Here is an 18,337-nt window from a genome sequence, read left to right on the forward strand (position 1 = left end):
TCGGTCCCGCTCAGCCCCCGGCCGGCTGCCCGTAGAAGACGGAGTCGACGACCGCCCGGGCGCGCCGGGTGGCGCGGCCGTAGTCGTCGAGGAACCGGCCGGGGTCGACGTCGGGGCCATGGCCGCTGGCGCGGGCGACGCCGGCCAGCTCCGTCCCCGGCCGCGGCAGCTGGTCGCTGGGCCGGCCGCGGACCAGGAACACCGCGTTGCGCGCGCGGCTGGCCAGCTCCCACGCCACCCGCAGCGCGTCGGCGTCGTCGGCGCGCAGCAGGCCGGCCTCCCGCAGCACGGTCAGGGCGCCGACCGTGGACGGCAGCCGCAGCTCGGGCACCTCGGCGGCGTGCTGCAGCTGCAGCAGCTGGACGGTCCACTCCACGTCGGCCAGCCCGCCCCGGCCGAGCTTGGTGTGCGTGGCCGGGTCGGCGCCGCGAGGCAGCCGCTCGCGCTCCACCCGCGCCTTGATCCGGCGGATCTCGGCGACCTGCTCGACGGTCAGCCCGCCGGCGGGGTAGCGGATCGGGTCGATGAGCTCCACGAACGCCGTCCCGAGGGCCTCGTCGCCGGCGACCGGGACGGCGCGCAGCAGCGCCTGCACCTCCCAGACCGACATCCACCGCTCGTAGTACTCGCGGTAGGAGTCCAGGCTGCGCACCAGCGCGCCCTGCCGGCCCTCCGGCCGCAGGTCGGCGTCGACCTCGAAGGCGGGGTCGGGCGCCGGCTCGCCGAGCAGCCGGCGCAGCGTGTGCGCGATCGCGTTGGCCGCGGCCGTCGCCTTCGCCTCCTCCGCGCCTGCCCGGGGCCGGTGCACGAACAGGACGTCGGCGTCGGAGCCGTAGCCCATCTCGCCGCCGCCGAGCCGGCCCATGCCGATGACCGCCACGTCGGTGGGGACGTCGGCCGGGTCGGTGCCGGCCTCGGCGGCGTGCACGCGGATCGCGGCGTCGAGGCCCACCTGCAGGGTGGCCACGGCGATGTCGGTGAGCGCCCGCCCGACCTGCTGCACGTCGAGCATCCCCAGCAGGTCCGCGGCGGCGACCCGGAGCAGCTCCGAGCGGCGCAGCCCCCGCAGCACCCGGACGCCGTCCTGCGGGTCGGCCGCGCGCGCGGAGGCCTGCCGCCACGCCCGGACCAGGGTCTCGGCGCTGCGCGGCTGCAGCTCGGCGTCGTCGGCGAGGATGCGCAGCGCCTCGGGGGTGCGGGTCAGCAGGGAGGCGACGTACTGGCTGGAGCCCAGCAGCTGGGCCAGCCGCTCGGCGACCTGGCCCTCGTCGCGCAGCAGCCGCAGGTACCACTGGTTACCGCCGAGGGCCTCGCTGACCCGGCGGTAGGCCAGCAGCCCGGCGTCGGGGTCGGCGCTGTCGGCCAGGGTCTGCAGCACCACCGGCAGCAGGTACTTCTGCATCGACGCCGACCGGGACACCCCGCCGGTGAGCGCGCCCATGTGCCGCAGGGCGCCGTCCGGGTCGGCGAAGCCGAGGGCGCGCAGCCAGTCGCCGGCCGCCTTCGACCCCAGCTGCCCGGCGTCGCCGGGGACCCGCGCCACGGCCGAGAGCAGCGGCCGGTAGAAGAGCTTCTCGTGCAGCCGGCGCACCTCGCGGGTGTGCAGGGCCAGCTCGGCGTCCAGGACGTCGACGGCCTCCCCGCGGTGGTCGGGCTTGTAGCCGAGGGACCGGGCCAGCCAGCGCAGCTGCTGCTCGTCGGCCGGCAGCAGGTGGGTGCGCCGCAGCCGCAGCAGCTGCAGCCGGTGCTCGACGGTGCGCAGGAACCGGTAGGAGGCGATCAGGGTGGACGCGTCGTCCCGGCCGACGTAGCCGCCGGCCGACAGCGCCATCAGCGCCGGCACCGTGCCGCCGACCCGCAGCGAGGGGTCGACCCGCCCGTGCACCAGCTGGAGCAGCTGGACGGCGAACTCGACGTCGCGCAGCCCGCCGCGGCCCAGCTTGAGCTCCCGCTCGACCTGCGCCGGCGGGATGTTCTCCAGCACCCGGCGGCGCATGGCCTGCACCTCGGCGACGAAGCCGGGCCGGTCGCCGGCCTTCCACACCAGCGGCCACAGCTCCTCGACGTAGGAGCGGCCGAGGTCGGGGTCGCCGGCGACCGGGCGCATCTTCAGCAGCGCCTGGAACTCCCAGGTGCTCGCCCACTGCCCGTAGTAGGCGGCGTGCCCGGCGAGGGTGCGCACCAGGGCGCCGGCCTTGCCCTCCGGGCGCAGCGCCGCGTCGACCTCCCAGGCGGCCTCCCGGCAGATCCGCATGAGGGCGGCGGCCACCCGGGTGGCGCTCCGGATCGCCGCGGTCTCGGTCTCGGTGGGGTCGACCGGCTCGCCGACGAAGACCACGTCGACGTCGCTGACGTAGTTGAGTTCGCGGCCGCCGGTCTTGCCCAGCGCGATGACCGCCAGCCGGCAGGCCGCGGCGTCGGCCGGCTGCTCGGCGACGGCCAGCGCCAGCCCGGCGGTGAGGACGGCGGCGGCGATGTCGGCCAGCTCGGCGGCGACCTCGTCGGCGGTGAGGCTCTCGGCGAGGTCCCGCCCGGCCAGGGAGAGGATCGCCCGCCGGTAGGCCAGCCGCAGCTCGCCGATGCGCTGCGGGCTCGCGTCCGGCGCGGCCTTGCCCAGGCGCACGCCCCACGGCGGGTCGTCGGGGTCGGCGCCGACGGCGACCAGCATCTGGCGCTCCAGCGCCTGCGGCGTGGGCCGGGAGGGGCCGCGACCGTCGGCGTCCAGCACCGTCCAGTCACCGGGGTGCGCGGCGAGGTGGTCGGCGAGACCGGAGCTGGCGCCGAGCACCGCGAGCAGGCGCGCCCGCAGCGGCGCCGAGCCGCGCAGGCGGGCCAGCAGGGCGGCGGCCGAGCCGCCGGCGGGGTCCTCGCGGTCCAGCGACTCGATCAGCCGGCGCAGCGACCGGACGGCGAGGTCGGGGTCGCCGGTGCGCGCCAGGGCCGAGACCACGGGGCCGGCCTCGGGATCGGCGGGCTCGTTGCGCTCGAGGTCCCACAGCCCCATGGCCGGCTCGGACAGCAGGCGGGCGGCCCGCTCCCCGTCGAGGAAACCGAACCGCACCAGCCGGACCACGGCCCGGCGGGGCACCTCCGTCGCGTCGCTCGTCGTCACGGCGGACTCAGGCCGCGGCGCGGGCGCGCTCGCGCACCAGGTCGGCGAAGCGGGCGGCGAACGGCGCCCACACCTCCTCCAGGTCCGGGTGCACCGCGGCGGCGCGGGCGCAGATCGTCTCCCGGTCCAGCCCGCTGGCGGCCACGCCGACCACGTCGCGCCCGGCCCACTCCGCGACGATCTCCGGGGTCGTCTCGATGTGGAACTGGAGGCCGTAGACGTGCCGGCCGACGCGGAAGGCCTGGTGCGGGTACATCGGGCTGCTCGCCAGCAGCGTGGCGCCGACCGGCAGCTCGGCGATCTCGTCGTGGTGGAACTGGATGACGTCGGGGCTCAGCGGCAGCAGCCGGAACAGCGGGTCGGCGTCCGCCGCGTCGCGCTTGGCGACCAGCAGGGCGCCGACCTCCGGGCCGTCGACGGCCTTCCGCACCCGCCCGCCGCCGACCTCGGCCAGCAGCTGCGCGCCGAGGCAGATCGCCAGCGTGGGGACGTCGGCCCGCCGGGCCTCGGCCAGGAGCCGGCGGACCCCGACCAGCTCCGGGCTGGTCTGCTCGTCGTCCATGGCCGACTGCGGACCGCCCATCACCAGGAGCCCGTCGAACGCGTGGAGCGTCTCGGGCAGCTCGTCGCCGGTGCCGAGGTGGCGCTCGTCGAGCTCGAGCCCGGCCTCGCGCAACCACCCGGCGAGGCGGGCGGGTGGGTCGGTCTCGTGGGGGACGACGACGAGCAGGCGGGCCACGCCGCCGAGGGTAGGCGACGGACCCCTACAGGCCGGGCAGGTAGCTGCGCAGCTCCCACGGGGTGACGTTGCGCCGGTAGGCGTTGAACTCCTCCCACTTGTTGCGCAGGAAGAACTGGAAGACGTGCTCGCCCAGGGTCTCGGCGACCAGCTCGCTGCCCTGCATCGCGGTGAGCGCCTCACCGAGGGAGACCGGGAGGTCCTCGTAGCCGGCCGCGCGCCGCTCGGTGTCGGTGAGCGACCAGACGTCGTCCTCGGCCTCCGGCGGCAGCTCGTAGCCCTTCTCGATGCCGCGCAGCCCGGCGGCCAGCAGGACGGCGAAGGTGAGGTAGGGGTTGCACGCGGAGTCCGGGGAGCGCACCTCGACCCGCGCCGACTGCGCCTTGCTCGGCTTGTACGAGGGCAGCCGCACCAGCGCCGAGCGGTTGGCCCGGCCCCACGTCGCCGCCGTCGGCGCCTCGGTGCCGGCCAGCAGCCGCCGGTAGGAGTTGACCGTCTGGTTGGTGACGGCCGTGTACTCCTTCGCATGCAGGAGCAGACCGGCGATGAACTGCTTGCCGGTGGTCGACAGCTTCATCGGGTCGGCCGGGTCGTGGAAGGCGTTGCGGTCGCCCTCGAACAGCGACAGGTGGGTGTGCATCGCCGAGCCGGCCAGGTCGGTGAACGGCTTGGGCATGAACGTGGCGTGCACGCCCTGGGCCAGCGCCACCTCACGGACGACGTGCCGCAGCGTCATGATGTTGTCGGCCATCGACAGCGCGTCGGCGTAGCGCAGGTCGATCTCCTGCTGGCCCGGGGCGACCTCGTGGTGGCTGAACTCCACCGAGATCCCCATCGCCTCCAGCGCGAACACCGCCTCGCGCCGGAAGTCGTGCGCGACGTTGTGCGTGGACAGGTCGAAGTAGCCGCCGTTGTCGGCCGGCTGCGGCGCGCTGCCGTCGGTGGGGAGGTCCTGGAGCAGGAAGAACTCCACCTCGGGGTGGGTGTAGAAGGTGAAGCCCATGTCGGCGGCCTTGGACAGGGTCCGGCGCAGCACGTGCCGGGGATCGGCCCACGACGGCGAGCCGTCGGGCAGCGTGAGGTCGCAGAACATCCGCGCGGTGTCGCTGGGCCGCCCCGAGGACGCCGGCATCACCTGGAAGGTGCCCGGGTCGGGCTTGGCCAGCATGTCGGACTCGTAGACGCGCGCGAAACCCTCGATGGCCGAGCCGTCGAAGCCGATGCCCTCGGCGAAGGCCGCCTCGATCTCGGCCGGCGCGACGGCCACCGCCTTGAGGTAGCCCGACACGTCGGTGAACCACAGCCGCACGAAGCGGATGTCGCGCTCTTCCAGGGTGCGCAGGACGAACTCCTGCTGTCGGTCCATGCTCGGCATGATCGTGTCCAGTCGTTTCCGGGTCGTTTCGTCGTCCCCAGCCTGCCCCCTGCGGACGGCGGACACACGGGTCGGGGCCCGGAATCGTCCCGTGTCGCGCTCAGCCCACCGGGGCGCTGACCTCGGTCAGGGGCACGTCGGGGTCGGCCAGGCGCGCCGGGTCGACCGCCACCCGGGACCGGATGAGCTCCTGCACCGGCTCGGTCAGGTCCCACACGTTCACCGTCATCGCGGCGGTCACCCGGTCCCCGGCGGTCCAGAAGGCGGTGAAGGCGCCGTCCTCGGGAGCGCCCCGGCACACCACGGTGTCCTCGGGCGAGGCGAGCCCGGAGTACTCCATGCCGAGGTCGTACTGGTCGGTGAAGAAGTAGGGCAGCCGGTCGTACGCCGCCTCCTGGTCGAGCATCGACCGGGCGGCCGCCGGCCCGCCGTTCAGGGCGTTGGCCCAGTGCTCCACGCGCACGTGCCGGCCGTAGAAGGGGGCGAACGACCGCGCCACGTCGCCGGCGGCGAACACGCCGGGGGCCGAGGTGCGCAGCCGCTCGTCGGTGACCACGCCGTCGTCCACCTCGAGCCCGGCCGCGGCGGCGAGCTCCGTCCGCGGCGCGACGCCCACGCCCACCACGACGAGGTCGGCCGGCAGCCCGGCGTGCTGGTCGGTGACGACGGAGGTGACCCGGCCGCCGTCCCCCCGGAACTCGCGCACGGTCGTGTCGGTGAACAGGTCCACGCCGTGGTCGCGGTGCAGCCGGGCGAAGACGGCGCCCATCTGGCGGCCGAGGGAACCGAACAGCGGGGTCGGCTGCGGCTCGACGACGACGACGTCGTTGCCGAGCGACCGCGCCGCCGCGGCCACCTCCATGCCGATCCAGCCGGCCCCGACGACGAGCACCCGCCGCCCGCCGCCGGTCAGGTCGGCGCGCAGCCGGTCGGAGTCCGCCAGGGTGCGCAGGTACCGGACGCCGTCGAGGTCGGCGCCGGGCACCGGCAGCCGGCGGGGGGCCGACCCGGTGGTGAGCAGCAGCCGGGCGTAGGGCAGCTCCTCTCCCGTGTCGAGCCGGACGCGGGAGCCGGCGACGTCGAGCCCGGTCGCCGCGACGCCGGTGCGCAGCTCGACGTCGTGCGCGGCGTACCAGTCCTCGTCGTGGACGAACGCCTTCTCCCGCTCGGCGCTGCCGAGCAGGTACTGCTTGGACAGCGGGGGCCGCTCGTAGGGCCGCTCCGGCTCGGCGCCGAGCAGCACGAGCGGCCCGCCGAAGCCCTCCTCCCGCAGCGTCTGGGCGGCCTTGGCGCCGGCCAGCCCGGCTCCGACGATCACGAACGGGTTCGAGGCGGGCATGGCGACCTCCCGGGACGGGTCAGGCGGTGGTTCCGGTCAGGGCGAAGAACTCGGCGCGGGAGCGGGCGTCGGACCGGAGGACGCCGTGCAGCGCCGAGGTGACGGTGCGGGCGCCGGGCGCGCGGACGCCGCGCAGGGACATGCACAGGTGCTCGGCCTCGATGACCACGCCGACCCCGCGCGGGGCGAGGTGCTCCTGCAGCCAGTCGGCGACCTGCTGGGTCAGCCGCTCCTGCACCTGGAGGTCGCGGGCGAACAGCTCGAGGACGCGGGCGAGCTTCGACAGCCCGAGGATCCGGCCGGCCGGCAGGTAGCCGATGTGCGCGACCCCGGAGAACGGGAGCAGGTGGTGCTCGCACAGCGACTGCACCGGGATGTCCTTGGCGATGACCAGCTCGTCGTAGCCCTCGTTGGCGAAGGTCGTGAGGTCGAAGGGACGGCCGGTCAGCAGCTCGGCGAAGGACTCGGCGACCCGCCGTGGCGTCTCGGCCAGGTGCGGGGACCCAGGGTCCTTGCCGAGGGCCCGGAGCAGGGCGGTCACCGCCTCCTCGGCGGCGGCCACGTCGACCCCGGTGCCGGGACGGACCGCCCGCAGGTGGCCGCTCCGGCTGGTGCCCGCCGCGGCCGCGAGCTCGCTCACGCGTGGGCCTCGGCGCGGGCGTCGTGGCGGGCGGCCAGCCGGGCGAGGGCGACCGCGGCGACGAGCAGCCCGAGGTCCCGGAGGGCGACGTCGTAGAAGCCGGGGACCGTCAGCAGGTTGACGATGATGCCGCCGAGCCACGCGGCGACCAGCCAGCCGCCGAAGCGGGGGGCAACGGCCACCACGACGCCGGCCAGCACCTCGACGACGCCCACCGCGTACATGGCCTGCTGCGCGGTGCCGGGCAGCAGGTCGTCGACCCACGGGGCGAGGTAGCCGGGCCAGTCGGTGAGCAGGTTGGCGAACTTGTCCAGGCCGAAGGCGATCGGGGCGATCGTGAACACCGTGCGCAGCAGCACGAAGGCCTGGTGGGCCGGGTCGGCGACCGTGGCGCGGGGCCGGGTGAGGTGGATCGTCATGGCAGACCCTCCTTCTAAAACCAACGATGGCTAGAAGTAGAGACCTGGGTCACAGTCCTGTCAATCCCTCCCGGCTACGGCTCGAGGCGGACGCAGCAGCGGTCCGGGCTGGGCGCCAGCCGGGCTGCCCAGCCGGTGCCGGGCACCGCCTCCAGGAGCCCCTCCAGCAGCTGCAGGTTCATGCCGCACACCAGCGCGGTGTGCTCGCGGGCCAGGGCGTGGAACGGGCAGTTGGCCAGCGTGGTCGCGCCGTCCTCGGTCCGGGGCTCGAAGCCGGCGTCCTCCAGGGCCTCGACGACGCGGGCGCGCGGCTCGCCGCCCGCACTCCCCGCCGAGTCGCCGAGCTCCCGGCCGCGGGCGCGGGCCCGCCGACCGAGCACGACCCGCGGCGGCTCACCGGAGGCGTCGGCCTCCTCCAGCGCGCCGGCGAGCAGCTCACCGGCCAGGTCGTACCGGCGCTCGGGGAAGGAGACCTCGACCGCGCACCCCGCCCGCCGGTACAGCTTCGCGGGGCGGCCCGCCCCGGGCCCGGACCGGCCGGTGCGCCGCTCGAAGGAGACCTCGAGCAGCCCGTCGGCCACCAGGCGGTCCAGGTGGAAGGCGGTCGTCGGGCGCGGGACCCCGAGCGCGCCGGCTGCGTCGTCCCGGCTCACCGCGGCCGGCTGCCGGACGACGTAGTCGTAGAGCCGGCGCCGGGTGGGCTCGGCGAGGGCGGCCACCGCGGCGACCCGCGCGCTCCGGTCGGCGTCCACACCCGGGATTCTAGGACTCAGAGTCGTTGGCGGAAGAGTCTCCCGCCAGCCGGGCGAGCAGGTGCTCGCGCAGCACGAGGGCGCTGTTGTGCTCCCGGTCGCGGGCGCTGTACAGCAGCGCCACGTCCCCGGCGCGGGCGGCGTCGAGCAGCGGCTGCACCGCTCCGGGCGAGGACTCGAGCTCGGCCAGGTAGCGCCGGCGGAACTCCGTCCACCGCTGCGGGTCGTGCCCGAACCAGCGGCGCAGCTCCGTGCTCGGCGCGACGTCCTTCGCCCAGCCGTCCAGCGGCAGGTCGTCCCGGCGGACGCCGCGCGGCCACAACCGCTCGACGAGGAAGCGCGGCCCGCTCCCACGGGCGCCGTCGGCGTCGTGGACGCGGGCGAGCCGGATCCCCACGGGGCCTCCTCGGTCGAGGGCCGGAGCGGGAGTGACGAGTACCACACTTCCGTCCGAGGACAAGGTCCCTGGTCAGCCGTCCGCGTGTCGGCCACGCTGCGCGGATGACGACCGTCGTACCGAGCCGCGTGTCCGGAGCAGCCGAGGCCCTGGCGCGTCAGCAGGCGCGTGTCGACCTGCTGGTCGCGCGGGCGGTCTCCTCGGGACGGTGGGACGCATCCCTCTCGGCCGCGGACCGCGCCCGCCTGGTCGCGCTCGGCCACTTCCCCGCCTACGACGCGGAGCTGCACTGGACGCCGTGCGAGGTGGCCGGCCACCTGCGCGACAGCGCCCTGGTCTTCACCGAGCGCATCTACCGGCTGCGCACGGAGACCGACCCGCTGCTGCCCGACTTCGAGACCGACGAGCCCGCCCGCGTGGCCGGGTACCACACCGTTCCGCCGGTGCAGCTCGCCGAGCAGCTGCGGCGGGCCCAGGCCGCCCTGTTCGACAGCGTGGCGCGCCTCGACCCGGCCGACCTCCACCGGACCGGCCGGCACGAGGTCGACGGCCGCACCACCCTCGCCGAGGTCCTCGCGTTCCTCCCGGCCCACCAGCGCGACCACGCCGACCAGCTGGCCGCCCTGCTGGCCGGCGGCTGAACCGGGGGCCGACGCCCCCTCCTCGCCGCGGCCCGGATCTAGCATGTGACGGCCACCAGGAGAGCGCCGCGGCCACGGGCGCGACCCGCACGCCCGGCCGTGGCGCCGGTGGCGGAGGGCGAGATGGACGCCGTTCTGGCAGTGGTCGTCATCGCGGTCCTGGCCCTGGTCGTGCTGGCCGTGTCCAGCGTGCGGGTGGTCTCCCAGTACGAGCGCGGCGTGGTCCTGCGGCTCGGCCGGCTGCACGGTGAGACCCGTGCGCCGGGGCTGGCCCTCATCGCCCCCGCGGTCGACCGCATGCACAAGGTCAACATGCAGATCGTCACGATGCCGGTGCCGGCTCAGGAGGGGATCACCCGCGACAACGTCACGGTCAAGGTCGACGCCGTCGTCTACTGGCGGGTCTTCGACCCCGTGCGCGTGGTCGTCGACGTGCAGAACTACCAGGCGGCGATCGGCCAGGTCGCCCAGGCCTCCCTGCGGTCGATCATCGGCAAGAGCGACCTCGACGACCTGCTGTCCAACCGCGAGCGGCTCAACCAGGGGCTGGAGCTGATGATGGACAGCCCCGCCGTCGACTGGGGCATCCACATCGACCGCGTGGACATCAAGGACGTCGCGCTGCCCGAGTCGATGAAGCGCTCGATGTCCCGCCAGGCCGAGGCCGAGCGCGAACGCCGGTCCCGGGTGATCACCGCCGAGGGCGAGCTCCAGGCCTCCCAGAAGCTGGCCCAGGCCGCCGAGGTGATGGCCACCCAGCCGGCCGCGCTCCAGCTGCGGCTGCTCCAGACGATGGTGGAGGTCGCCGCGGAGAAGAACTCCACCGTGGTGCTGCCGTTCCCCGTCGAGCTGCTGCGGTTCCTCGAGCGGACCACCCCGGCGGAGACGGTGGCGGCTCCCGCCGTGACCAACGGCGTCCCCGTCCGTTCGTGATCACGGGAACAGCCCTCCCGCCTGGCCGGGGACCCGGGAGGACGACGAGACTGACCGGGTGACTGGACAGCAGGTACAACTCCGGGTGGCCCTGGCCCAGGTCGACACCCGGGTCGGCGACATCCCCGGCAACGTCGAGCTGGTGACCCGCTGGACGGCGAAGGCGGCCGAGGCCGGCGCGCACCTCGTCGTCTTCCCCGAGATGACCCTCACCGGCTACCCGCCCGAGGACCTCGTCCTCCGGGAGTCCTTCGCGCGCTCCAGCGAGCACGCGCTGGTCGACCTCGCCGCCTCCCTGGCCGACCAGGGCCTGGGCGGCATGGCGGTCGTCGTCGGCTACCTGGCCCACACCGAGGGCGCCGGCCCGGCCCCGGTGGAGTCGATGCCCGAGGACGACCGCCCGGCCGACGCCAACCCGCGCCGCGGCGCACCGCGCAACGGCGCCGCCCTGCTCTACGGCGGGGACGTCGTCGTCCGCTACTACAAGCGGCACCTGCCCAACTACGGCGTCTTCGACGAGGCGCGCTACTTCGTGCCCGGCACCGAGCTCCCGGTCGTGCGGCTGCACGGCATCGACGTCGCGCTCACCGTGTGCGAGGACCTCTGGGTCGAGGGCGGCCCGTGCGGCGTCGCCGGCCAGGCGGGGGTCGACCTGGTCGTCTCCCCCAACGCCTCGCCCTACGAGCGGGCCAAGGACGACCTGCGGCTGCCGCTGGTCCGCCGCCGCGCCGCCGAGGCGCGGGCCACGGTCGTCTACTGCAACCAGGTGGGCGGGCAGGACGAGCTGGTCTTCGACGGCGACTCGATGGCCGTGGCGCCGGACGGCGAGCTGCTCGGCCGCGCCCCGCAGTTCGTCGAGCACCTGCTGACCGCCGACCTGACCATCGACCCGTCGTCGGTGCCCGAGCGGCGCGAGGGCCGCATCGGGCCGATGACGGTCACCCGGCACGTGGTGTCCGAGCAGCCGCTGCCGGCCTTCGACGCGCGGCCGCCGTCCATCGTCGAGCCGCTGGAGGACTGCGAGGAGGTCTGGCGGGCGCTGGTCCTGGGCCTGCGCGACTTCATCGACAAGAACGGCATGCCCTCGGTGGTGCTGGGCCTGTCCGGCGGCATCGACTCCGCCGTCGTCGCCGCCCTCGCCGTCGACGCCCTCGGCCCCGACCGGGTGTACGGCGTCGGGCTGCCGTCGAAGTACTCCAGCGAGCACTCGCTGGCCGACGCCGAGGACCTCGCCAAGCGGACCGGGCTGCACTATACGGTGGTGCCGATCGCGCCGATGGTCGACGCCTACCACGCGTCGGTCGAGCTCAGCGGGGTCGCCGCGGAGAACCTGCAGGCGCGGGTGCGCGGCACGCTGCTCATGGGGCTGTCCAACCAGTCCGGGCACCTGCTGCTGACCACCGGCAACAAGAGCGAGGTGGCCGTCGGCTACTCCACCCTCTACGGGGACTCGGCGGGCGGCTTCGGGCCGATCAAGGACGTCCCCAAGACCCTGGTGTGGGAGCTGGCCCGCTGGCGCAACGCCTGGGCCCGCGACCACGGGGAGACCGAGCCGATCCCGCTGAACTCCATCGACAAGCCGCCGTCGGCCGAGCTCGCCCCCGGCCAGGTGGACACCGACTCGCTGCCCTCCTACGAGGAGCTCGACGCGGTCATCGCCGACTACGTCGACCGCGACCTCGGGATGGCCGAGCTGCTCGAGCGCGGCCACGACCCCGAGGTGGTCGCCCGCGTGCTGCGGCTGGTCGACGCCGCCGAGTTCAAGCGCCGGCAGTCGGCTCCGGGAACGAAGATCAGCCTGAAGGCGTTCGGCCGTGATCGGCGTCTGCCGATCACCAACCGCTGGCGGGAGTCCCTGCCCAGCGTCCGCGAGGGAGCGGCACAGTCATGAGCGAATCGGTGCTCTACGGCGGGACCTCGACCGCCCGGGTACGCGTGCACCACCTGCAGCAGGCCAAGGAGCGCGGCGAGAAGTGGGCCATGCTCACCGCCTACGACACGGTGAGCGCATCGGTGTTCGAGGAGGCCGGCATCCCGGTGCTCCTGGTGGGCGACTCCGGCGGCAACGTCGTCCTCGGGCTGGACAGCACCGTGCCCGTGACCCTCGAGGACATGCTGCTGATGACCCGCGCGGTCACCCGCTCCACCCGGCGCGCGCTGGTCGTGGCCGACCTGCCCTTCGGCAGCTACGAGGCCGGACCGCAGCAGGCGCTGGCCAGCGCCGTCCGGCTGATGAAGGAGGGCGGGGCGCAGGCGGTCAAGCTCGAGGGCGGGGTGCGGGTCGCGCCGCAGATCCGGGCGTTGAGCGAGGCCGGCATCCCCGTGATGGCGCACATCGGGTTCACCCCGCAGAGCGAGCACGCCCTCGGCGGTTTCCGGGTGCAGGGTCGCGGGGCCGGCGCCGAGCAGCTGCTGGCCGACGCGCACGCCGTCCAGGAGGCCGGGGCGTTCTCGGTCGTCATGGAGATGGTCCCGGCCGAGATCGCCGGCCAGGTCACCAAGGAGCTGGCCATCCCGACCATCGGCATCGGCGCCGGCGTCGACTGCGACGCCCAGGTGCTGGTCTGGCCGGACATGGCCGGGATGACCGGTGGGCGGGTGCCGCGGTTCGTGAAGCAGTACGCCGACCTGCGGGCCGAGCTGCTGCGCGCGGCCCGCGAGTACGCCGACGACGTCCGCACCGGCACCTTCCCCGGCCCCGAGCACTCCTTCGAGTAGCCCTCCGCCGGTGCCCTCGGTGCTCTGCGGGCGCGATGTCGCCCGCAGAGCACCGAGGACGCGCGCAGAGCGAGGCCTCAGCCGCTCCTCCGCTGCCCGCGGTCCAGCGCCCGCCGCACCCGCGGGCCGAGCACCCGGGGCACGAGGTCGCCCCACGTCCACCGGACCACGCCCCAGCCCTCGTCGCGCAGCGCGTCCTCCCGCCGCTTCTCCTCGAACACGACGTCGCCGGGCTCCTGGCCCGGCCGCAGCAGCCGCCCGTACTTGACCCGCCCATCGAACTCGCCGAGGACACGGTGTTCCTCCCAGCCGAAGTCGACGCGGCCGACCGAGCGGCCGGAGACGGTCCGCACGTCGAGTTGCAGCGTGGACGGTGGCAGTCCCAGCCGGTGCAGCAGCACCCGGCTGCGGCTCTCACCCACGGACTCGCTGCGCCCGTCGGCGAACCGCACGGCACGGGCGGCCGAGCGGCTCCCCGGCGTCCCGGTGACGTCGGCCAACCGGCGCTCCAGTTCGTGCCACTGCACGAGGCGCAGCCGCAACGCCGCGTCGAGTGCGACGACCGCGGGTTCGAACGGCAGGGTCCGTGCGAGGTCGAGGACCGTGCGGGCAGGGTGGGTCACCGCGACCCCGCCCACGGAGACCACGTCCTCATCCGGCAGCCGGACGACGTGGCAGCGCAGGTACCGCCCGACCTCGCTGGAGGCGGGCGGCCGGCGGCTGACGTGGACGCGGTCCAGCGGCGTCGCCCAGAGCGGCAGCCCGAGGAGGACCGCGGCGGACTGGTGGCTCACCACGGCGGGGCGGTGCAGGCCCGCGAGCGTCGCGGTGACCAGGTGCCGATGCCGCCACACCGGGTCCGACTGCACGTCCGGCAGGTAGGCACCGGGCCGCAGCCGGGCCAGGTCCCCCGCCCGGAGACGGCGGGTCAGCTCCTCGTCAGACCAACCTTCCGCGAGGGCGCGGCGGCGCAGGACGAGGTCGGGTGGCAGCGAGGAGTCCATGGGCCCGACCGTCGTCGGTCGGCAGCCCACCCGGCGGCCCGCGGCCGCACCGGTGGACGGCGCCCCCGCCTGTGGACGGCGCTGTCGTCTCCCTCTGCCGGCGAGTTCCGAGCTCTACGGGCGAGATCGTGCCCGCAGAGCTCGGGAAATGCCGGCAGAGCAGGGGCGTCGAGCGCGGCGGACGGCGTCAGACGTCGGTGACGCGGATGCCGGCGTGCGCCTTGTACCGGCGGTTCACCGACACCAGGTTGATGGTGAGCGCCTCGACCTGGCGGGCGTTGCGCAGCCGGCCGGCGTAGACCCCGCGCATCCCGGGCAGCCGGCCGGCCAGCGCCTGCACCGTGTCGGTCGCCTCGCGCACGTCGCCGACGACCATGACGTCGCCGTCCAGGGTCGGCTTGGAGAGGTCCTCGAGCAGGACGGCCGACAGGTGGTGGAAGGCGCCGACCACGTGCGAGTCGGGCAGCAGGGCCGCGGCCTGCTGGGCCACCGACCCCTCCGGCACGTCGAGCACGTAGGCGCCGAGCTCGTCGAAGGCCATGGGGACGACGCAGTCGACGACGACCTTCCCCGCCAGCGGGGTGGCCAGCTCGGCGAGGGTGTCGGCGTGCCCGGCGAACGGCACCGCGACGATCACCAGGTCCGCCGCACCCGCGACGTCCACGTTCGACCCGCCCTGCACCGAGACCTCGGCGCCGCCGGTCGCGACGGCGGCCCGGGAGGCGACCTCGGCGGCGACGTCCGTGCACCGCTCCGGGTCGCGGGACCCGAGCAGCACCCGCTGTCCGACGGCGGCCAGTCGGACGGCGAGCCCGCGCCCCTGGGGTCCGGTGCCACCGAGCACCCCGACGACCAGCTCCTCCACCGAACGTCCGTCAGCCACGTCGCCACCTCTCGCGCGCCGGACCGCCCGGCACCCCGCCGCTGATCATGCCCGGACGGCCGGCGACCCGAACCGGCCGCTCAGTCGCCCTCCCACGCGCGGTCCTCGTTGGTCAGCCGTTCCTCGCGCTCGGCCACCGACTGCAGGGCGTGCTCGGCTTCCTCGCGGGTGGCGTACGGGCCGAGCCGGTGCCGCTCGGCGCAGCCGTCCTGGTCCTCGACGGTGTGGTGCTTGAGGCAGTAGAACCACGGTCCCTGCGCCATGTGCGACCTCCTCGCGATCGGGCTGGTCCGCCCACCCTCCCACCGTCAGACGTCCACCATCACCTGGTCGTGCCGGGCGTAGAAGGCGGTCATCTCCTCCGGGGACAGCTGCCGGCCGCTGCGGCGCAGTTCGGCCATCTCGGCGAAGAAGTGCTCCCGGGCGATGCCGGGCGCGAAGAGGATGAGGAAGGAGACCGGCTCGTCGCCGTCGTTGCGGAACCCGTGGACGCCGCGCTCGTGCACGAGCGCGTAGTCCCCCGCCGCGTGCGGCCGCCAGGTGCCGTCGGCGTAGACGGTCAGCTCGCCGGAGAGCACGAAGAACGCCTCGGAGAAGGTCGAGTGGTAGTGCGGGGCCGCGCCGCGGCTGCGCGGCGCGACCGAGTACTCGACCAGGCCGTACCGGCCGCCCGTGACCGACCCGGGCGCGACCATGCGCAGCGCGCTCGTCTCGCCGTTGGCCACCATCGGGTGCTCGGACAGCGTGCGGACGACGACCAGCCCGGGCTCCGGGTGCGACATGGCCGCCACCCTGGCACCGCGAGCGGGCCGCGTCGACCTCCGCGCGGCGAGTTCAGCCGCCCATACGGAACTCGCAAGACTCGCGACGGCCTGCGACTTCCGGCCGCCTGCCCGGTACGGCATCCTGCTTCCGTGACCGGACGGCGACGCATGGGCACCGACACACCGAGCAGCGCGGTGAACCGCGGGCCGGAGCACCGGGTGGCCGTGATGGTCCTCGCCGTCCTCACCTTCCTCGGCGGGCTCGTCGGCTCGGTGGCGCTGCTCTTCGACGGCACGGTGCACCCGGGGCCCGCGCGGCTCTGGTACGCCGCCGTGATGCTCACGTGCCTGGTCGTCTCCCTGTCGCTGGCGGTGCGGCAGCGGGCCGGCCCCTGGGCGACCTTCGGGCTGGTGCTCCTCGGCCACGTGGTCTACGTCGTCGCCGTCCTCAGCATCGAGGAGCCCCGGCACGCACCACCGTTGCTGCTGCTCTTCCCGTGTTTCGTCGCAGCGTGGTTCCTCGGCCCGTGGATGGTCGGGGTCAGCATGCTGATGACCGTCCTGTCCTGTGCGATCGCGCTGACGCACTCCGAGAGCTCCGTGCTGGCAGTCCTCATCCAGGTCGCGATCGCCGCCGGGGTGCTCAACGCCGCGTCCCTCGGCGTCTACGTACTGCGCCGCCGCGTGCAGCGACTGCTCGGAGCCACGCAGGCGCTGTCCCTCCAGGACCCGCTCACCGGCCTGGCCAACCGCCGCTACCTCGTCGAGCACGCCCCGCGGGTGTGGCGCCAGGCCCGCCGCGAGGGCACCCGGGTCGCGGCCATGGTGCTCGACCTCGACCACTTCAAGCAGCTCAACGACGCCCACGGGCACGCCGCGGGTGACGCGGTGCTGCGGGCGGTCGCCGCCTCGCTGGCGGCGACGGTGCGCCCCACGGACGTGCTGGCCCGCATCGGCGGCGAGGAACTGGTCGTGCTCGGCCTCGTCAGCGACTCCGCCGAGGCCGGCCGGCTGGCCGAGCGGCTGCGGACGGCGGTCTCGACCAGCCGCAGCGTGGCGGGGCACTCGGTCACCGCCTCGATCGGCATCGCGCTGGTCCGGCCGGTCGACGGCGAGGACGCCGCGGCCGCGACCTGGCGGCTCATCGACCGGGCCGACGGCGCCATGTACGAGGCCAAGCAGGCCGGGCGGGACCGGGTGGCCGCCGTCCTGCCGCGGCAGCGCACCGCCGGTGACCACCTGCCGGCGGCCGGCGAGCCCGCCTGAGCTCTCGACCGGTGGGGACGCCGGTTCTCTGCTTCCCTGTCCCCATGACCCTCGTCGCGCCCGACCCGACCCGCACGGTGCCCTTGCCGCTGCGCGAGCAGGCCGACGTCCGCGACCGGTGGCTCACCCAGCGGGTGCTCGACCTGCTGCCCGGCCTCATGGACCGCGCCGGGATCGACCTGTGGCTCGTGGTCGGCCGCGAGTACAACGAGGACCCGGTGCTGGCGACGCTGCTGCCGGCGACCTGGCTGTCCGCGCGGCGGCGCACGATCCTGGTGCTGCACCGCAGCGACGACGGCGTGACGGCGGCGGCCGCCTCCCGCTACCCGGTCGGTCAGTTCCTGCCGGCCTGGTCGCCGGAGGACGCCGGGGACCGGCCGGCCGAGGAGGCGCAGTGGGCCGAGGTGCGCCGCATCGTGGAGCAGGCCGACCCGCGGCGGATCGGGATCGACGTGTCGGCGGACTTCGCGCTGGCCGACGGCCTCTCCCACACCGAGCACCGGCAGCTCACCGAGGCTCTCGGCCCCTACGCCGGCCGGCTGGTGTCGGCCGAGGAGCTCGCGGTCAGCTGGTTGGAGACGCGGTTGCCCGAGGAGATCGCGGCGCTGCACGGACTCAACCGGCTGGTCGCCGAGGTGGTCGCCGAGGCCTTCTCCCCCGCCGTGCTGTCCGTCGGGGCGACCACCGCCACCGACCTCGCCTGGTGGATCCGGCAGCGGCTGACCGACCGCGGGGTCGACCCGTGGTTCCACCCGGTCGTGGACCTGCAGCGTGCCGGCGTGCCCCCGATCGAGGAGTGCGGCGCGCTGCTGCCCGCCGTCCCCTACGACTCGCCTGTGCTCCCCGGCGACCTCGTGCACTGCGACGTCGGGGCGTCCAGCCTGGGGCTGAAGAGCGACAGCCAGCGCACGGGGTACGTGTTGTGTCCCGGTGAGCGCGAGGCCCCGGCCGGGCTGCACCGGGCGCTGGCCACCGGCACGCGGCTGCAGGACCTCACCACCGCGGAGCTGCTCGTGGGCCGCACCGGGAACGAGGTGCTCACCGCCGCCCGCGCCGCCGCCGCGGCGGAGGGCATCGACGGGGACGTCTACTCCCACCCCGTCGGCTTCCACGGCCACGGCGCCGGCCCGGCCATCGGCCTGTGGGACGACCAGGACGGCGTCCCCGGCGCCGGCGACCGGGTGCTGCACCCCGACACCGTGTACGCGCTGGAGCTGTGCGTGCGGGTGCCGGTGCCCGAGTGGGGCGGCCAGCCGGTGCGCTGCGCGTTGGAGGAGGGCATCGCCCTGACCGACGAGGGCGTCACCTACCTCGGCGACCGGCAGACCGAGCTGATCCTCATCCGCTGAGCGGGG

Annotated in this window: 18 protein-coding genes; 6 read left to right on the plus strand and 12 right to left on the minus strand. The window is 75.0% G+C overall.

Annotated features, from left to right (window positions below; genetic code table 11):
* Positions 1–10: 10 nt before the first annotated feature.
* The 8 genes from ACI784_RS18225 to ACI784_RS18260 form a co-directional block, all read right to left on the minus strand.
* Entirely contained in the window at positions 11–3,112 is a 3,102-nt protein-coding gene (locus tag ACI784_RS18225) for a bifunctional [glutamine synthetase] adenylyltransferase/[glutamine synthetase]-adenylyl-L-tyrosine phosphorylase (RefSeq protein WP_456924643.1), read from the minus strand.
* Positions 3,113–3,119: 7 nt separating this feature from the next.
* Positions 3,120–3,851, minus strand: a complete 732-nt coding sequence (locus ACI784_RS18230; RefSeq protein WP_456924642.1) for a type 1 glutamine amidotransferase — start codon at positions 3,849–3,851, stop codon at positions 3,120–3,122.
* A gap of 25 nt (positions 3,852–3,876) precedes the next feature.
* A complete protein-coding gene (gene glnA, locus ACI784_RS18235; RefSeq protein WP_457014420.1) occupies positions 3,877–5,217 on the minus strand; it encodes a type I glutamate--ammonia ligase in 1,341 nt (446 codons plus the stop codon).
* 109 nt (positions 5,218–5,326) lie between these two features.
* Positions 5,327–6,565 carry an NAD(P)/FAD-dependent oxidoreductase gene (locus tag ACI784_RS18240; RefSeq protein WP_456924640.1) on the minus strand — a complete coding sequence of 413 codons (1,239 nt, stop codon included), beginning with the start codon at positions 6,563–6,565 and terminating at the stop codon, positions 5,327–5,329.
* A gap of 19 nt (positions 6,566–6,584) precedes the next feature.
* The gene (gene folE, locus ACI784_RS18245) at positions 6,585–7,205 is read right to left on the minus strand and encodes a GTP cyclohydrolase I FolE (RefSeq protein WP_456924639.1); all 621 of its coding nucleotides are present in this window, start codon (positions 7,203–7,205) and stop codon (positions 6,585–6,587) included.
* Positions 7,202–7,624 (minus strand): hypothetical protein, encoded by a 423-nt coding sequence (locus ACI784_RS18250; RefSeq protein WP_456924638.1) that lies wholly within the window; start codon positions 7,622–7,624, stop codon positions 7,202–7,204. The genes folE and ACI784_RS18250 overlap by 4 nt, the downstream gene beginning before the upstream one ends.
* Positions 7,625–7,698: 74 nt before the next feature.
* Positions 7,699–8,376: a helix-turn-helix transcriptional regulator gene (locus ACI784_RS18255; RefSeq protein ID WP_457014421.1), complete on the minus strand. Its 678-nt coding sequence runs from the start codon at positions 8,374–8,376 to the stop codon at positions 7,699–7,701.
* Positions 8,377–8,386: 10 nt separating this feature from the next.
* Positions 8,387–8,773 carry a DUF488 domain-containing protein gene (locus tag ACI784_RS18260; protein WP_457014422.1) on the minus strand — a complete coding sequence of 129 codons (387 nt, stop codon included), beginning with the start codon at positions 8,771–8,773 and terminating at the stop codon, positions 8,387–8,389.
* A 104-nt stretch (positions 8,774–8,877) separates the two neighbouring features.
* On the opposite strand from ACI784_RS18260, the gene ACI784_RS18265 reads away from it, so the two are divergent.
* The 4 genes from ACI784_RS18265 to panB all read left to right on the plus strand — a co-directional run bounded on the left by ACI784_RS18265 (position 8,878) and on the right by panB (position 13,065).
* On the plus strand, positions 8,878–9,414 hold the full coding sequence (locus ACI784_RS18265; protein WP_456924635.1) for a DinB family protein: 537 nt from the start codon (positions 8,878–8,880) through the stop codon (positions 9,412–9,414).
* Positions 9,415–9,537: 123 nt separating this feature from the next.
* On the plus strand, positions 9,538–10,347 hold the full coding sequence (locus ACI784_RS18270; protein WP_457014423.1) for a slipin family protein: 810 nt from the start codon (positions 9,538–9,540) through the stop codon (positions 10,345–10,347).
* 58 nt (positions 10,348–10,405) lie between these two features.
* Positions 10,406–12,238 carry an NAD+ synthase gene (locus ACI784_RS18275; protein ID WP_457014424.1) on the plus strand — a complete coding sequence of 611 codons (1,833 nt, stop codon included), beginning with the start codon at positions 10,406–10,408 and terminating at the stop codon, positions 12,236–12,238.
* Positions 12,235–13,065 carry a 3-methyl-2-oxobutanoate hydroxymethyltransferase gene (gene panB, locus ACI784_RS18280; RefSeq protein ID WP_457014425.1) on the plus strand — a complete coding sequence of 277 codons (831 nt, stop codon included), beginning with the start codon at positions 12,235–12,237 and terminating at the stop codon, positions 13,063–13,065. The genes ACI784_RS18275 and panB overlap by 4 nt, the downstream gene beginning before the upstream one ends.
* 77 nt (positions 13,066–13,142) lie before the next feature.
* Here the strand turns inward: panB and ACI784_RS18285 are convergent, their stop codons facing one another.
* The 4 genes from ACI784_RS18285 to ACI784_RS18300 form a co-directional block, all read right to left on the minus strand.
* The gene (locus ACI784_RS18285) at positions 13,143–14,069 is read right to left on the minus strand and encodes a hypothetical protein (RefSeq protein ID WP_457014426.1); all 927 of its coding nucleotides are present in this window, start codon (positions 14,067–14,069) and stop codon (positions 13,143–13,145) included.
* A gap of 187 nt (positions 14,070–14,256) precedes the next feature.
* Positions 14,257–14,952, minus strand: a complete 696-nt coding sequence (gene npdG, locus ACI784_RS18290; RefSeq protein ID WP_456924631.1) for an NADPH-dependent F420 reductase — start codon at positions 14,950–14,952, stop codon at positions 14,257–14,259.
* 80 nt (positions 14,953–15,032) lie between these two features.
* Positions 15,033–15,215, minus strand: coding sequence for a hypothetical protein (locus ACI784_RS18295; protein WP_457014427.1), 183 nt, complete (start codon positions 15,213–15,215; stop codon positions 15,033–15,035).
* A 45-nt stretch (positions 15,216–15,260) separates the two neighbouring features.
* Complete coding sequence (locus tag ACI784_RS18300) at positions 15,261–15,734, minus strand: cupin domain-containing protein (protein WP_457014428.1); 474 nt, start codon at positions 15,732–15,734, stop codon at positions 15,261–15,263.
* Positions 15,735–15,866: 132 nt separating this feature from the next.
* On the opposite strand from ACI784_RS18300, the gene ACI784_RS18305 reads away from it, so the two are divergent.
* Positions 15,867–16,982 (plus strand): GGDEF domain-containing protein, encoded by a 1,116-nt coding sequence (locus ACI784_RS18305; RefSeq protein ID WP_457014429.1) that lies wholly within the window; start codon positions 15,867–15,869, stop codon positions 16,980–16,982.
* Positions 16,983–17,026: 44 nt separating this feature from the next.
* Positions 17,027–18,331, plus strand: coding sequence for a M24 family metallopeptidase (locus ACI784_RS18310; RefSeq protein ID WP_457014430.1), 1,305 nt, complete (start codon positions 17,027–17,029; stop codon positions 18,329–18,331).
* Positions 18,332–18,337 lie beyond the last annotated feature (6 nt).

The sequence above is a fragment of the Geodermatophilus sp. SYSU D01186 genome, from assembly GCF_054050215.1.

Coding starts and splice junctions, on each gene's coding strand:
- ACI784_RS18300 (WP_457014428.1), bottom strand. CDS start 15,734: ATGTCGCACCCGGAGCCCGGGCTGGTCGTCGTCCGCACGCTGTCCGAG.
- ACI784_RS18250 (WP_456924638.1), bottom strand. CDS start 7,624: ATGACGATCCACCTCACCCGGCCCCGCGCCACGGTCGCCGACCCGGCC.
- ACI784_RS18270 (WP_457014423.1), top strand. CDS start 9,538: ATGGACGCCGTTCTGGCAGTGGTCGTCATCGCGGTCCTGGCCCTGGTC.
- ACI784_RS18310 (WP_457014430.1), top strand. CDS start 17,027: ATGACCCTCGTCGCGCCCGACCCGACCCGCACGGTGCCCTTGCCGCTG.
- glnA (WP_457014420.1), bottom strand. CDS start 5,217: ATGGACCGACAGCAGGAGTTCGTCCTGCGCACCCTGGAAGAGCGCGAC.
- ACI784_RS18295 (WP_457014427.1), bottom strand. CDS start 15,215: ATGGCGCAGGGACCGTGGTTCTACTGCCTCAAGCACCACACCGTCGAG.
- ACI784_RS18265 (WP_456924635.1), top strand. CDS start 8,878: ATGACGACCGTCGTACCGAGCCGCGTGTCCGGAGCAGCCGAGGCCCTG.
- ACI784_RS18285 (WP_457014426.1), bottom strand. CDS start 14,069: ATGGACTCCTCGCTGCCACCCGACCTCGTCCTGCGCCGCCGCGCCCTC.
- panB (WP_457014425.1), top strand. CDS start 12,235: ATGAGCGAATCGGTGCTCTACGGCGGGACCTCGACCGCCCGGGTACGC.
- ACI784_RS18240 (WP_456924640.1), bottom strand. CDS start 6,565: ATGCCCGCCTCGAACCCGTTCGTGATCGTCGGAGCCGGGCTGGCCGGC.